Source organism: Alsobacter sp. P4_H11 (assembly GCF_056400925.1).
The window spans coordinates 37,913-51,486 of sequence record NZ_JBFUKI010000017.1 but is presented as its reverse complement, the minus strand read 5'-3'; the positions used below and the strand labels follow the sequence as shown (position 1 = coordinate 51,486).

Genomic DNA, 13,574 nt, shown 5'->3' with positions numbered 1-13,574 from the left:
ACAATCAGCGTTCTGGATCCCCTCGTCCTTCGAGACGCAGGCCCGAGCGGGCCTGCTCCTCAGAATGAGGGGCATTGTAGGGGACCCTGACCTCACGCCGCCGGCTTCAACGCCGCCGGCGACCCATCGGCCGATGCCGGCAAGGCCGCCCAGGCGTCCGGCTGGGCGGTGCGGACGATGCTGCGCCCGGCGCCCTGGCGGACGACCTGCACCTGAATGGGGATGCGCTCCTTCATGGCCTCGACGTGGCTGATGACGCCCACCGTGCGGCCCTGGCTCTGCAGCGTTTCGAGCGCGTCGATGGCGAGGTCGAGGCTCTCGGCGTCGAGCGAGCCGAAGCCCTCGTCGATAAAGAGCGTGTCGGCGAAGAACTGCCGCCCGCCGAGGCCCGACAGGGCAAGCGCCAGCGCGAGCGACACCAGGAAGCGCTCGCCGCCCGACAGGCTGCGGGTGGAGCGGGCCTCGTCGCCCATGTGGCGGTCGATGATGTGCAGGCCGAGATCCTGCCCGGCGCGCAGCAGCCGATAGCGCGGCTTCAGGGCCGCGAGGTGCGTGTTGGCGAGCTCGACCAGCATGTCGAGCGTGATACTCTGGGCGAAGCGCGCGAACTTGTCGCCCTTTTGCGAGCCGATGGCGGCGTTGACCTCCCTCCAGATCTTCGCCTTGGCGGCTGCCGCCTCGATGTCGGCCTCCAGCCCGGCGACGCGCAGGCGCTGCGCGGCGTCATGCGCGAGCGACGCCTCGACGGCCGCGATGCGGCCGTGGCGCTCGCGCTGCGCAATCTCCAGCGCGTCCAGCTGGGCGATCAGCTCCGGGAGGGGCGTTTCGGGCGCGCCGGCGGCCAGCGCAGCGTCGCGATCCGTCCGGCGCAGTTGCAGCGCGGTTTCGGCTTCGGCGACGCGGCGGTCGGCGGCCAGGAGGCGCTCGCGCAGGGCCGCGACGTCCGCGGCCGGGACGGCCAGCAGCGTCTCGGCCTGGGCGCGCAGCAGGCCGGCCTGGGCGATTGCGTCCACGGCGGCGGCTTCGGCCGCGTCGGCGTCCGCAGCGGCTTGCGCGAGCGCGGCTTCGGCGGCCTCCAGGGCGGCGCCGGCGGCGGCGAGTTCGGCCTCGCCGGCCGCCCTCGAGCGAAGGGCGCGGTCCTGCGCGTCCTGGGCGGCGGCTCGGGCGGCGACGATGCGGGCGCGATGCGTGGCGGTGGGCTCGCCGCCGAGCAGGGGCGTGCGCTCGGCGCGGCGGGCGTCGAGCACGGCGGCGCGCTCGGCCAGGTCGCGCGCGGCGGCTTCGGCGGCCTGACGCGCCGCGTCCTCGCGCAGGCGGCGCTCGGCGACCTGCGGCTGCCAGGACCGGCACTCGGCGTCGGCCGCCGCAAGGGCGCGCTCCGCGTCGCGGAAGGCGCGCACACGGGTGTCGAGCCGGTGCTGGAGGTTGGACAGGTCGCGTTCCAGATCGGCGGAGCCGACGCCGACAGGCGAGAGAAGCCCGGCGAGTTCGCGGTCGGAGGAGGCGATCCGCTCCAGCGTGTTGTCGAGGCGGGTGCGTGCGTCGCGGGCCTCGCCGCGGGCGGCCGTGAGCGCGGTTTCGGCGTCGCGGCGGGCGCGGGCGCGGCTTTCGGCGGCGTCGGCCTCACTGTCGCGTTGGCGCGTGAGGCTGGCGATGTCGGCGCGCAGCGTGCGGGCGCGGCCCAGCGCCTCGGCGCAGGCCGCGCGGGCGGCGGCGCAGAGCGACGCGGCGGTGGGGTCGAGAGCGTCCGGCGCGGCCGGGCAGGGCGGCGCATCCTGGCCGAGCAGGTCCCAGTGGGTCCGCGCCTCCGCGGCGGCGGCGGCGAAGCCCGCCTCGGCGGTTGCGAGGGCTGTGGCGGCGCGCGCGATGCGGGCGGCGGCGTCCTCCCTCTGCGCGGCGGCGCTGGCCTGCCGGCCGTTGGCGGCGACCAGCGCGTTTCCGGCCGCGTCGAGCCGGGCGCGGGCCGCGTCGACGGTGGCGCGCAGGTCCTCGGCCACCCGGGCGAGCGCCTCGTCGGCATGGACCGGGTGGTCGGCGGAGCCGCAGACCGGGCAGGGCTCGCCCGGCGTGAGACGCTGGCGCAGATGAAGCGCCGCTTCAGAGGCGGCGTCCTCGGCGCGGGCGAGCGGCCCTTGCAGCACCTCGATCTGAGCCGCGGCGGCGCGCCGGTCGGCTTCGGCGGCTTCCGCGTCCGTGGCGGCCGCCGCGTGGGCGGCCTCGGCGGCGGCGCGCTGCGTCTGAGCGGCCGCCTGGTCGGCGGTCGCCTGCACGTGCTCCTGCGCGCCCTGGCGCATGGAGCGCAGCGCGTCCGCCAGCGTGGCGAGGCGCCCGGCGCGGGTCTCGGCGGCGGGTTCGTCCAGGGCCTCCAGCGCGGCGGCGCGTTCGCCGATCTGCGTCGTCAGGGTCGCGCGCCGCTCGGCGGAGGCGGCGTCGTCGGCCGCCATGCCGGACAGGATCGCGTTCTGCCGGACGATCTCGGCGTCGTGCTGCGCCAGCGCTCCTTGCAGCGCGTTGCGCTCGGCCGCGAACGTGCCGCGCTTCGTGATCTGAAGCTTGGCCTCGTCCCAACGGGCCGCCAACGCAGCCCAGGCCGCCATGCCGGCGAGCTGCGCTTCGGTCCGCCCATAGGCGGCGTTGGCGGCGTCCGCTTCGGCGACGACAGATGCGAACAACCGGGCGGCCTTGGCGTGTTCGCCGTTCGCGGCAGCCAGGCGCTGCTCGGCCGCTCGAGCTTCCTCGGCGGCGGCGGCCACGGCCGAGTCGAGCTGCGCGGCGCGGGTCCATTCGGGCTCGAAGGCCAGTTGCTGCGCGTCGGCGCGCTGCAAGTCCGCGGCGGCGGCCTCGGCGGCTTCGGCGAGGAGGCGGCGGCGTTCGCCGGCCTGGCCGAAGCGGTCCCGCTCGGCCACGACCTTGGCGAGGCGTTCGGCGCTGGCGGCGGCCTTCTCGGCGGCGCGGGACAGCGGCGCGCGCAGCGGTTCGGCCACCATCAGCTCGGCGAGGCGGTTGCGTTCGGCGCCGAGGCTTCCGGCGGCTAGCCGGGTGTTGTCCAGCCCTGCCTCAGCGGCGACCAGCGCGGCTTCGGCCGCCGCGATGGCGCGGTGGCGGCCCGCGAGCGCGTCGAGCCGCGCGCGTTCGGCCTGCGCGAGGGCCAGTTCGGCGGTGAGCGCCTCGCGCTCCTGGCCCAGCGCGGCCCGGGCCTCGGGGCTCAGCACCTGATGCTCGTCGCGCCGCGTCTCCAGCGCGGCGACGTCGCGCTCGGCGCCGGCGCAGCGCTCGAAGGCGCGGCGGGAGATGTCGCGGTAGATGGCCGTGCCGGTGATCTTTTCGAGCAGGTCGGCCCGCGCGTTGGCGTCGGCGCGCAGCAGGGCGTCGAACTCGCCCTGGGCGAGCAGCACCGTGCGGCGGAACTCGTCATAGGTGAGCCCGGTGGTCCGCTCCACCGCGGCTTTCACGCCGGTCACGGACGCCTCAACCACGGTCTCGTCGTCGATGCGCTTCAGCGCGCGGGCAGCTGTTTGAAGGACACCGTTTGGCTTATTGCGGGCCCGGCGCGCCGTCCAGGAAGCGCGATAGCGGACTCCATCAGCGCCGATATAGTCCACCTCAGCGAAGCCTTCAGTCGCCCCTCGGCGCAGACAGGTCTTTGCGTCGTCCGCTGCTAACGGTTTTCCAATCTCCGGTACTGTGTCCGTAGGCCCCCCACCACTTAAGCGGGGGCAGGTTCCGTAGAGAGCGAGGCACAGCGCATCGAGAAGCGTCGACTTGCCTGCGCCGGTCTCGCCCGTGATGGCGAAGAGGCCGGCCGAGCGCAGGGGCTCGGCCTCGATGTTCACCTCGAAGGCGTCGGCCAGGCTGGCGAGGTTGCGGCCCCGGATGGCGAGGATGCGCATGGGTCAGGCCGCCTCCGTCCGGATGTCCTCGAAGGCGGAGCGATGCTCCGGGCCGGGCGGCACCGCGTGCGCGGCCTCGAAGGCCTGCGCGAACAGGTCGGCGGGGTCGCATTCGGCGAGGCTGATGGCCGGGGCCGGAACGGCCTCGCCGGCGGCCGGGGCCGGGCGCTCGATCTTCACGCCGGCGCAGCGCAGCGGATGGGCCTCGAGCAGGCGCTGCACCTCGCCGGCGAGGCCCGCGGCCGGGCCGTCGGGCCGGATTACGACATGCACCAGCGGCTGGCTGTCGCGCGGGCAATCGGGATCGAGCGCCAGGGCGGCCACCGCGTCGGCGAGCTGGGCCGGCGTGACCGACCCCGCCTCGGGCAGGCGAAGGCAGGGCACCGCGCGCGACACGGGGACGTGCTCGGTCCGGGCCGAGCCGGCCGCGACGTCGACCAGCGTGACGCCGTGGTCGTAGCCGAGCTCGGTCGCCGAAAGCGGGAAGGGCGCTCCGGCGTACCGCACATGGGCCCGGCCGACCTGCTGCGGCTTGTGCAGATGGCCGAGCGCCACATAGGCGAGCGCGTCGGGGAAGATGTCGTGCGGCACCGCATGTTCGCCGCCGATCAGGATGCGGCGCTCGGCGCCCTCCGATTCCAGCGCGCCGGTGCAATGGAGGTGGCCGGTGGCGATCAGCGGCACGCGCCCGACGCGATCGAGCGCGCTCGCGACGGCCTCGGCGTAGACCCGCCTTGTAGCGGCGACCACCGGCGAGCCCTCGCCCTCGACAGCCTGCCCGAGCCCGGGCAGGTCGGCGGCCCGCAAAAACGGGATTGCGAGGCAATAGGCTTCGATCGCGCCGGTCGGGCCGGGAAGGGGAACGAGGTGGCGATCGAGATCCAGCACGCCGTCGCGGCGGTGGACGACGCCGACCACATGAACGCCGATGGCGCGAAACAGCGCGGCGGGCGCTTCCAGCCGGCCGGCGGGATCGTGGTTGCCGGCCACCATGACGGTGATGAGCCTGGGATGGCGGGCGCGAAGGTCTGCCAGGGCCTCGTAGAGCATCCGCATGGACTCGGCGGACGGGTTGACGCCGTCAAACACGTCGCCGGCCACCACCAGGGCGTCGGCCCGGTGCGCATCCACGAGTTCGGGGAGGCGCCGCAGGAAGGCTTCGTGTTCGGCGTCTCGCGTCCAGCCATTCAGGGTCTGGCCAATGTGCCAGTCCGCCGTGTGGAGAATGCGCATCCGGTTCGGCTCCCGAGGCGGGCAGCCGAAGGGGGCCGGCTACACGCGACCCCGGGTGTATCTGATTCCCTTGCCCAGGATGGACCCCGCCGCCTGAGGCATGGGAGCGCGCACAACCTATGCTCTCACACACCCTCAACGCCCTCATCCTGAGGAGCCATGCGACCTTCGCATGGCGTCTCGAAGGACGAGGGTCCAGAAGGCTGAAATCGTCGTGCAGGCTGGAGTCCCTCGTCCTTCGAGACGCAGGCCGAAGACGGCCTGCTCCTCAGGATGAGGGTATCGAGGGTGCTCGAGATTTTTTGGCCGGGCTTGGGATGAGGGACTCTCGAAGTGCAAATGCGGCGTCGGACGCAACCGCTCAGCCATCGGAAAGGCTCGCCGCAAGCGCCCGGCGGGCGAGCAAGTGGGCTCGGGGCGCGTTCACCGAATCCACCGCGAGGAGCTTGCCGCCACGGCGATACTCAACGCTGAAGGCGCCCGAGGCCGGGTCGCCGTCGAGCACGGTCTCGTCGTAGCCTTCCGACAGCCCGGCAATCTGGAGCTTCACGTCGTATTGATCGGACCAGAACCACGGTACGGGGTCGTAGCTGACCGGGGCCCCCACCATCGCGGATGCGGCGGCCTTGGCCTGGTCGATGGCGTTCTGGACGGATTCGAGGCGGATGCGCCGGCCATAGAGCCGGCTGGGGAAATTGGCGACGTCGCCGGCCGCGAAAATGTCGGGTGCGCTCGTGCGGGTCGCCTCGTCCACGACCACGCCGTTGTTGACCGTCAGCCCGGCCTGGGCGGCCAGTTCAACGTTAGGAACGCCTCCGATCGCGACCAGGACGACATCCGCGGAAACGACCTCGCCGCTCCCGAGCCGGACGCCGGTGGCCCGGGCGGCTCCCTCGATGGCGTCGACGCGGGCGTCGAGCAGGAAGCGGACGCCCTCGCGCCGGTGCCGTTCCTCGAAAAAGGCGGAGATCGCCGGCGACACGACGCGTTGAAGAAGCCGCGATGCACCTTCCAGCACGGTGACGTCGAGGCCGAGCGTCCGCGCCTTTGCGGCCGTTTCCAGCCCGATATAGCCGCCGCCGATCACGACCAGCCGTGCGCCGGGCAGGAGCTCCGCCCGAAAGGCGTCGACATCCCGGATGGCGCGCACGTGGTGGACGCCGGGGAGGTTGGCGCCCGGGATGGGCAGAGTGCGCGGGCGCATGCCGGTGGCGAGCAGGAGCCTTCGATAGGCGAAACGCCCGCCGTCCACGGTCTCGACCGCGTGGTCGGCGGGGTGGATCGCCGCGATGCGACGGTCGAGATGCAGCGTGGCGCCTTGCTCGGCGTAGAAGGCTGCGGCCTTCAGCGCCAGCCGGTCGGCGGTGGTTTCGCCGCCCAGGAAGGCTTTGGAGAGCGGCGGGCGCTGATAGGGCGGGTGCGGCTCGTCGCCGAACATCAGGATCGGGGCGGTTTCGCCAAACTGGCGCAGGCTGACGACCGCCTGCGCGGCGCTCTGGCCGGCCCCGACGATCACGATCGGCTGCGACATCTCGCTCTCCTTGGACACCGCCGGTTTGTTCGGCGGCTCAGCGCTCGCGCCGCGCCAATTCGGCGAAATGCCCGCGGGCTTGTAGATAGAGCAGCAGCGCGAGCCCGGGCAGGGCGACGAAGACCGTGATCACGAAGAACCACGCCCAGCCGGTGCGCTCGACGATGAAGCCGCCGCCCGAGGCCAGGAACGTGCGGCCCACGGCCGTGAGGGCCGTCAGCAGCGCGTATTGGGTGGCCGTGTGGGCGCGCGCGCCGCACAGCGCCGATAGATAGGCGACGAAGATCACCGTGCCGATCGCGCCCGTGAAGTTCTCGACGATGATGGTCCCGGTCAAAAACGGGACATTGACGCCCACCAGCGCCTGCCCGGTGAAGGCGAGGTTGGACACCATCTGGAGCACGCCGCCGATCCACAGGCAGGCCTGCAGCGAGTAGGCCCGGGCCAGCATGCCGCCCGCGAACCCTCCCGCCAGCGCGGCCGCGAGGCCGACGCCCTTCACGATCGCCGCATAGGTGAGCTTGTCGAAGCCGATCGCGATGATGAAGGGCGCGGTGAGGACGCCCGCGAAAGCGTCGCAGAACTTGTAAAGCAGCACGAAGGAGAGAACCGCCCAGGCTTGCGGGCGCGAGAGGAACTCCGAGAAGGCGCCAATGGCCGTGCTGGCCACGCGGGCGAGGGCGGGCTTCTGGCGATCCTGCGAGAGTTCGGCCTCCGGCTCGCGCGCCAGCAGGGTTGCGGCCATGCCGATCAGCATGCACGCGGCGCCGAAGACGTAGCCCCACATCCAGAGCTGGCCGCGTGGCAGGCCGAGCGTTTCAAGCCAGCTCACGAAAGCGATGACGCCCGCTCCCGACACCAGCATGCCGATGCGGTACGCCGCCACATAGCCGGCCATGCCGGCGGCCTGCTCGGTGGAGTCGAGCCGCTCGACCCTGAAGGCGTCTACGACGATGTCCTGCGTGGCCGACAGAAAGGCGACCAGCAACGCGCCGGCGGCGACCGACCAGGGCGATACGACGGGGTTCTGCAGGCCGAGCAGCAGGATCGCGAGCGCGAGCGCGGCCTGGGTGGCGATGAGCCAGCCGCGTCGGCGCCCGAGCATGCGGGACAGAACGGGGACGTCCAGAGCGTCCACGAGGGGCGCCCAGACGAATTTCAGCGTGTAGGGGAGGCCGACGAGTGAGAAAAGCCCGATCGTCCCCAGATTGACGCCGGCTTCCGTCATCCAGACCGACAGGGTGGTGCCGGTGAGCGCCAGCGGCAGGCCGGACGAGAAACCAAGCAGGATGACGACCAGCACGCGCGGATGCAGGTAGACCTTGAGCGCTTCCCCGAAGCCGGCGCGGCGCGCCGGTGCGTCTTGCAGGGTGTCGTCCTGCAAAGTGTCGTCCTGCAGGGTCGCGGGCCGCAGGCTATCTTGGCTCATGGGTGCGCTCGCCGATTCGCTCGCCGGAGGGCAGGCCCTGCCTGATACACGCCTGGGGGCCCAGGCGTCACCCTCGCGTCTCGAATCGGGAGTTCAATGCAGGCGGGGCTTCAATGCAGAACAGAGCCGGCCGGCGCGTCGTCCTCGTCGGCGTAGGACAGGCTCTCGTCGTCGGCGCCCAGCGGAGCCGGTTCGGCGAGCATCACGGTGGTGAGGCCCCGCCGCTGGGCTTCCATCAGCGCGTTGACGATCCAGGTCATCAGCGCTTCGTCGCTGAGATTTCCCATTTCAGGCATTGGCCCCTCCACGTCGTTTGCTCCCTGTTCAGAAATGAAACGCACGGCTGCGTTCTCCACAAGGTGAGCAAGAGGTGTGCCCGGGCTCTATACGCATGGCTCATAAGGTGTAGTCTTCAAAGGACATGTGGATGCGTTGCAAATTTAAATAAAAACGTTCTCATTAATATTAAGACATCAATACCGTGTATAAAGGAAAACCGAGTTGGACGATAAGGATTGAAAATGTACAACAGAGTCGGAGTTTGATCCCGAGTGCGGAAAGGCCTGATGAATTCAGACGAGGACCAGCAGGCGGCACGGCCCGGCCCGCAGGGAGGGCCGCCCCACGACAAGGGGCCGCTCGACGTCATGAAAGCCTTGCGGGATGACTTGCGCGACAAGCTTTTGCGGAACGTATCGGAGTTTCGGGTTTACCTCGCACTCGAGGAGGCGATCCAGGCGATCGAGGGCGCTCCGTCGAGCATCGATCGGCCGCATCGCAGCCGCAGCCTGCGCGTTCTGGCGCGCCAACTGCTCAGCGAGCGGGAAACCCCGCTGAGCACCGGCGAGCTCGCGGACGGCCTCAAGGCGCTGGGAGCGCCCACGTCGGAGAACTCGATCTCATCCAGCCTGTCGCAGTCGCCCGACTTCATCAGCGTGCGGTGGGGCGGCAAGCCGCGGTGGTGGCTGACGGGACGGCCGACGCCGCCCGAAGCCTGACGGCGGATAAGCTGTAGAAGCTGCGGCGCACAACCGCGGCTAGACGCAGGAACGAACGGCGCTATCCTTTGTTGATCCTCGCATCCGCATGGGGAGGCTCGATGTGACGCGTCTGCGAAACGCCGCCTTGATATTCGCCGCTCTCGGGTTTCCGTCCGGCGGCGCGCTCGCCCAGGCGCCGGCCGGCGCCAACGCGCCGCCTCCCGCCGTGACGGTCGACTCGGTGCGGAACGAGGACGTGGCGCCACGCACGGAGTTCATCGGGCGGCTCGAAGCCATCGAGGCGGTGGACATCCGGGCGCGCGTGCAGGGCTTCCTGCGCAAGGTGGAGTTCCAGGAAGGGCAGGACGTCAAGGCCGGCGCGCCGCTGTTCACCATCGAGCCGGATCTTTACCAGGCCGCCGTCGCGCAGGCCCAGTCGCAGGTGGACAGCGCCGATGCGACGCTGCGCAACGCGCAGATCAGCCTCGACCGGCGCCAGGAGCTGCGCGAGCGCAACGCCGGCAGCCAAGCCGATCTCGACACGGCCGTCGCGAACCGGGACACCGCCAAGGCGGCGCTGGCCGCCGCGCAGGCGCAACTGCGGACCGTGCAGCTCAATCTCAGCTACACCAGCATCGCGACGCCGATCACCGGGCGCATCGGCAAGGCCAACATCACGGTCGGCAACCTCGTGGGGCCGGACTCGGGCGCGCTCGCCCGGGTGGTTCAGCTTGACCCCATCCGCGTGGTGTTCTCGGTGAGCGAGCGCGACGTCATCGAGGTGCAGAAAAACGCGGGCGCGGCGAGCCAGAAGGACCTGAACGCCTCCTTCGTGCCGACGCTGCGGCTGGCGACAGGCGGCCAGTTCGACCAGACGGGCCGCATCGAGTTCGGCGGCAACGAGGTGGATCCCTCCACCGGGACGGTGCCGATCCGGGCCGTGTTCGACAATCCCAAGACCATCCTGCTGCCGGGCGGCACCGTGTTCGTGAGCGTGCGGCCGGCCGAGCCGCGCATCATGCCGGTGGTGCCGGTCGCGGCCGTGCAGGAAACGCGGCAGGGCAAGCAGGTGCTGGTGGTGACGGCCGACAACAAGGTCGAGGAGCGCCGCATCCAGGCGACCACGCAGGTGGGGCAGAACTGGGCGGTGGAGAGCGGCGTGCAGGCCGGCGACACCATCATCGTGGACGGGCTGCAGAAGGTGCGGCCCGGTGCAGTGGTTAACCCCGTACGGGCCCAGCCGAGGCCGACGCCGTGAGCTTCCCGCAATTCTTCATCTCGCGGCCGAAATTCGCGATCGTGATCTCGATCGTGATCACGCTGGCCGGCCTGCTCGCCATGCTGGCCATCCCGGTGGCGCAGTTTCCCGAGATCACGCCGCCGCAGGTGCAGGTCTCGGCGAGCTATCCGGGCGCCAGCGCGGAGGATCTCGCCAACACGGTGGCGGCGCCCATCGAGGCGCAGGTCAACGGCGTCGAGAACATGCTCTACATGGAGAGCACGAGCACCAATACGGGCTCGTATTCGCTCACCATTACGTTCGCGGTGGGGACGAATTCCGACATCGCGGCCGTGAACGTGCAGAACCGCGTGTCGCTGGCGACGTCGCGCCTGCCCTCGGCCGTGATCGCGCAGGGCGTGACGGTGCGCAAGCGGTCCTCCAACATGCTGCTGGGCGTCAACGTGTACTCGCCCAAGGGCACGCACGACGCGATCTTCATCAGCAACTACGCGGCCATCAACATTCGCGACGCGCTGGCGCGCGTGCCGGGCGTCGGCGACGCGCAGGTGCTGGGCGGGCTCGACTACAGCATGCGCATCTGGATGAACCCGGACCGCATGAACGCGCTCGGCATTACCGCCAGCGACGTCACCAACGCGATCCAGCAGCAGAACCTGCAGGCCTCCGCCGGCCAGATCGGCTCCGCGCCGATCGGGCCGGACCAGCAGCAGCAGCTCACCGTGCTGGCGCGCGGGCGGCTCACGGACGTGAAGGAGTTCGAGAACATCATCATCCGCACCAATGCGCTCGGCGCGGTGGTGCGGGTGCGCGACATCGCCAAAGTGGAGCTCGGCGCCCAGACCTACGACTCGCAGGCGCAGCTCAACGGCGCGCCCTCGGCCTTCGTGGTGATCTACCAGGCGCCGGGCGCGAATGCGCTCAACGTCGCCAAGGGCGTCCGGGCGGAGCTGGAGCGGCTATCGCAGCGCTTCCCGGAGGATCTCGCCTACGCCAACACGTTCGACACCACCGCATTCGTGTCGGCCACCATCGACGAGATCATCCACACGCTGGCGATCACCTTCATCCTCGTGGTGGTGGTCGTGTTCGTGTTCCTGCAGGACTGGCGGGCCACGCTGGTGCCGATGCTCACCATTCCGGTGTCGCTGATCGGCGTCTTCGCGGTGCTGCTCGCGATGGGGTACTCGGCCAACACGATCTCGCTGTTCGCGCTGGTGCTGGCGATCACCCTGGTGGTCGACGATTCGATCGTCGTGGTCGAGAACGTGCAGCGCAATCTCGAGGAACATCCCGAGATGGACGCCCCGGAGGCGACCAGCCGCGCGATGGAGCAGATCACCGGGCCGGTGATCGCCACCACGCTGGTGCTGGCGGCCGTGTTCGCGCCGGTGGCGTTCCTGCCCGGCATCACCGGGCAGCTCTACCGTCAGTTCGCGGTCACGATCGTGGCCTCCGTGCTGTTGTCGGGCGTCAACGCCCTGACGCTCAGCCCGGCGCTCTGCGCGATCCTGCTGAAAAAGCCCGAGCACTCCCGCAAGGGCCTGCTCGGGCTGTTCAACCGCACGCTGGACCGCACCCGCGGCGGCTACGGGCGCGGCGTCGGCTGGCTGTCGCGCCGGCTGGTGGTGACCGTGGGCTGCGTGCTCGTGGCGGGCGCGGCGACTTACGGGACGTTGCGCGTGCTGCCGACCGGCTTCCTGCCGGACGAGGACCAGGGCTACTTCTTCCTCAACGTGCAGTTGCCCGACGCGGCGTCGCTGAACCGCACCCAGGCGGTAGTGAACACCGTTCGCGACCAGCTGAAGCAAACCGAGGGCGTCGCCAACGTGATCACGGTGGCGGGGTTCAGCCTGCTCGGCGGGCAGGCCCCCAACGCCGCATTGGCGATCGCGGTGCTGAAGCCCTGGAGCGAGCGCTCGGGCGCGGGGCAAACCGCGCAGGGGATCATCGGCAAGCTCACGGGGCAGCTCTCGGCCATTCCGTCCGCTACCGTGATCGCGTTCAATCCGCCCGCGATCTCGGGCCTCGGCGCCAGCGGCGGCTTCGACATGCGCGTGCAGGCGCTGGGGGGGCAGTCGCCGCAGGAACTCGCGGCGGCGGCGGGCGGGCTCATTCTGCGCGCCAACCAGGCGGACCCGATCGGGCGCGCCTACACGACATACACGGCCGGCGTGCCGCAGGTGTTCGTGGACGTGGACCGCACCAAGGCCGAGCTCCTGAAGGTCTCGGTGGGCGACATCTTCCGCACCATGCAGGCGCATCTCGGCTCGCAATACGTCAACGACTTCAACCTGTTCAGCCGCGTCTTCCAGGTGAAGGTGCAGGACGCCGCCGAGTTCCGCGACCGGGTCGACCAGATCGACCGCCTTTATGTCCGCTCGTCGGCGGGCGCAATGGTGCCGCTGCGCAGCCTGGTGACGACCTCAACCGTGCTGGGGCCACAAACGGTGGCGCGGTTCAACCTGTTTCCGGCCGTGACAGTGAATGGCGCGGCCAAGCCCGGACGCAGCTCGGGCGAGGCGCTGGCGGCGCTGGACGAGATCGCCCGCACCCAGTTGCCGGCCGGCTACGGCTACGAATGGTCAGGGTTGTCGCTGCAGGAGCGTCAGGCGAGCGGGCAAACCTGGATCATCTACTCGCTGTCGCTGCTGTTCGCGTACCTGTTCCTCGTGGCCCAGTACGAGAGCTGGACCACGCCGATCTCGGTGATCGTGTCCGTGATTTTCGCGGCCGTCGGCGCGGTCGCGGCGCTGTGGATCGCCAAGATCGACTACAACATCTACGCGCAGATCGGGCTCGTGCTGCTGGTCGGGCTGGCGGCCAAGAACGCCATCCTGATCGTGGAATTCGCCAAGGAGCAGCGGGAGGCCGGCCACGGCATCGTCGATTCGGCGATCGCCGGGGCCGAGCAGCGGTTCAGGCCCGTGCTGATGACGGCTTTCGCGTTCATCCTCGGCGTCGTCCCGCTCGTTTTCGCAACGGGGGCGGGCGCGGGAAGTCGGCGGGCGATCGGCGCGACCGTGTGGGGCGGCATGCTGGCCGCCACCTTCATCGGCATCCTGTTTATTCCGCCGCTCTACGTACTCTTTCAGACAATGCGCGAAAAGACGAATTCCAGGCTCAACAAGCGCTCAATTCGAGGGCATTCTGCCGAACAACCGTAGGTTGGCGCACAAGGCTGGGCAGTTTTGGCGCGTTTTCGCATCTTTCTGCGATCACGATCGTCAAATTGCCAAAGATGGATCTCTTCATTGCATCGGGCTGAAAC

Annotated in this window: 8 protein-coding genes; 3 read left to right on the top strand and 5 right to left on the bottom strand. The window is 70.4% G+C overall.

Going from position 1 to position 13,574, the window contains the following annotated elements; genetic code table 11:
* Positions 1 to 92 precede the first annotated feature (92 nt).
* The 5 genes from AC1DSZ_RS22985 to AC1DSZ_RS22965 all read right to left on the bottom strand — a co-directional run bounded on the left by AC1DSZ_RS22985 (position 93) and on the right by AC1DSZ_RS22965 (position 8,379).
* Positions 93 to 3,890: an AAA family ATPase gene (locus tag AC1DSZ_RS22985; RefSeq protein ID WP_476840637.1), complete on the bottom strand. Its 3,798-nt coding sequence runs from the start codon at positions 3,888 to 3,890 to the stop codon at positions 93 to 95.
* Positions 3,891 to 3,893: 3 nt separating this feature from the next.
* Positions 3,894 to 5,123, bottom strand: a complete 1,230-nt coding sequence (gene sbcD, locus AC1DSZ_RS22980; protein ID WP_476840636.1) for an exonuclease subunit SbcD — start codon at positions 5,121 to 5,123, stop codon at positions 3,894 to 3,896.
* A 361-nt stretch (positions 5,124 to 5,484) separates the two neighbouring features.
* The gene (locus tag AC1DSZ_RS22975) at positions 5,485 to 6,654 is read right to left on the bottom strand and encodes an NAD(P)/FAD-dependent oxidoreductase (RefSeq protein ID WP_476840635.1); all 1,170 of its coding nucleotides are present in this window, start codon (positions 6,652 to 6,654) and stop codon (positions 5,485 to 5,487) included.
* Positions 6,655 to 6,691: 37 nt separating this feature from the next.
* Positions 6,692 to 8,083, bottom strand: coding sequence for an AmpG family muropeptide MFS transporter (locus AC1DSZ_RS22970; protein WP_476840634.1), 1,392 nt, complete (start codon positions 8,081 to 8,083; stop codon positions 6,692 to 6,694).
* 110 nt (positions 8,084 to 8,193) lie between these two features.
* Complete coding sequence (locus tag AC1DSZ_RS22965; protein ID WP_476840633.1) at positions 8,194 to 8,379, bottom strand: hypothetical protein; 186 nt, start codon at positions 8,377 to 8,379, stop codon at positions 8,194 to 8,196.
* 270 nt (positions 8,380 to 8,649) lie between these two features.
* Between AC1DSZ_RS22965 and AC1DSZ_RS22960 the strand changes: the two genes are divergently transcribed.
* From AC1DSZ_RS22960 to AC1DSZ_RS22950, 3 genes are all read left to right on the top strand, one after another.
* Positions 8,650 to 9,081 (top strand): hypothetical protein, encoded by a 432-nt coding sequence (locus AC1DSZ_RS22960; protein ID WP_188518444.1) that lies wholly within the window; start codon positions 8,650 to 8,652, stop codon positions 9,079 to 9,081.
* Between the two features lie 103 nt (positions 9,082 to 9,184).
* Complete coding sequence (locus tag AC1DSZ_RS22955; RefSeq protein WP_476840632.1) at positions 9,185 to 10,321, top strand: efflux RND transporter periplasmic adaptor subunit; 1,137 nt, start codon at positions 9,185 to 9,187, stop codon at positions 10,319 to 10,321.
* Positions 10,318 to 13,470: an efflux RND transporter permease subunit gene (locus AC1DSZ_RS22950; protein ID WP_476840631.1), complete on the top strand. Its 3,153-nt coding sequence runs from the start codon at positions 10,318 to 10,320 to the stop codon at positions 13,468 to 13,470. The genes AC1DSZ_RS22955 and AC1DSZ_RS22950 overlap by 4 nt, the downstream gene beginning before the upstream one ends.
* Positions 13,471 to 13,574 lie beyond the last annotated feature (104 nt).

Coding starts and splice junctions, on each gene's coding strand:
- AC1DSZ_RS22985 (WP_476840637.1), bottom strand. CDS start 3,890: ATGCGCATCCTCGCCATCCGGGGCCGCAACCTCGCCAGCCTGGCCGAC.
- sbcD (WP_476840636.1), bottom strand. CDS start 5,123: ATGCGCATTCTCCACACGGCGGACTGGCACATTGGCCAGACCCTGAAT.
- AC1DSZ_RS22975 (WP_476840635.1), bottom strand. CDS start 6,654: ATGTCGCAGCCGATCGTGATCGTCGGGGCCGGCCAGAGCGCCGCGCAG.
- AC1DSZ_RS22970 (WP_476840634.1), bottom strand. CDS start 8,083: ATGAGCCAAGATAGCCTGCGGCCCGCGACCCTGCAGGACGACACTTTG.
- AC1DSZ_RS22965 (WP_476840633.1), bottom strand. CDS start 8,379: ATGCCTGAAATGGGAAATCTCAGCGACGAAGCGCTGATGACCTGGATC.
- AC1DSZ_RS22960 (WP_188518444.1), top strand. CDS start 8,650: ATGAATTCAGACGAGGACCAGCAGGCGGCACGGCCCGGCCCGCAGGGA.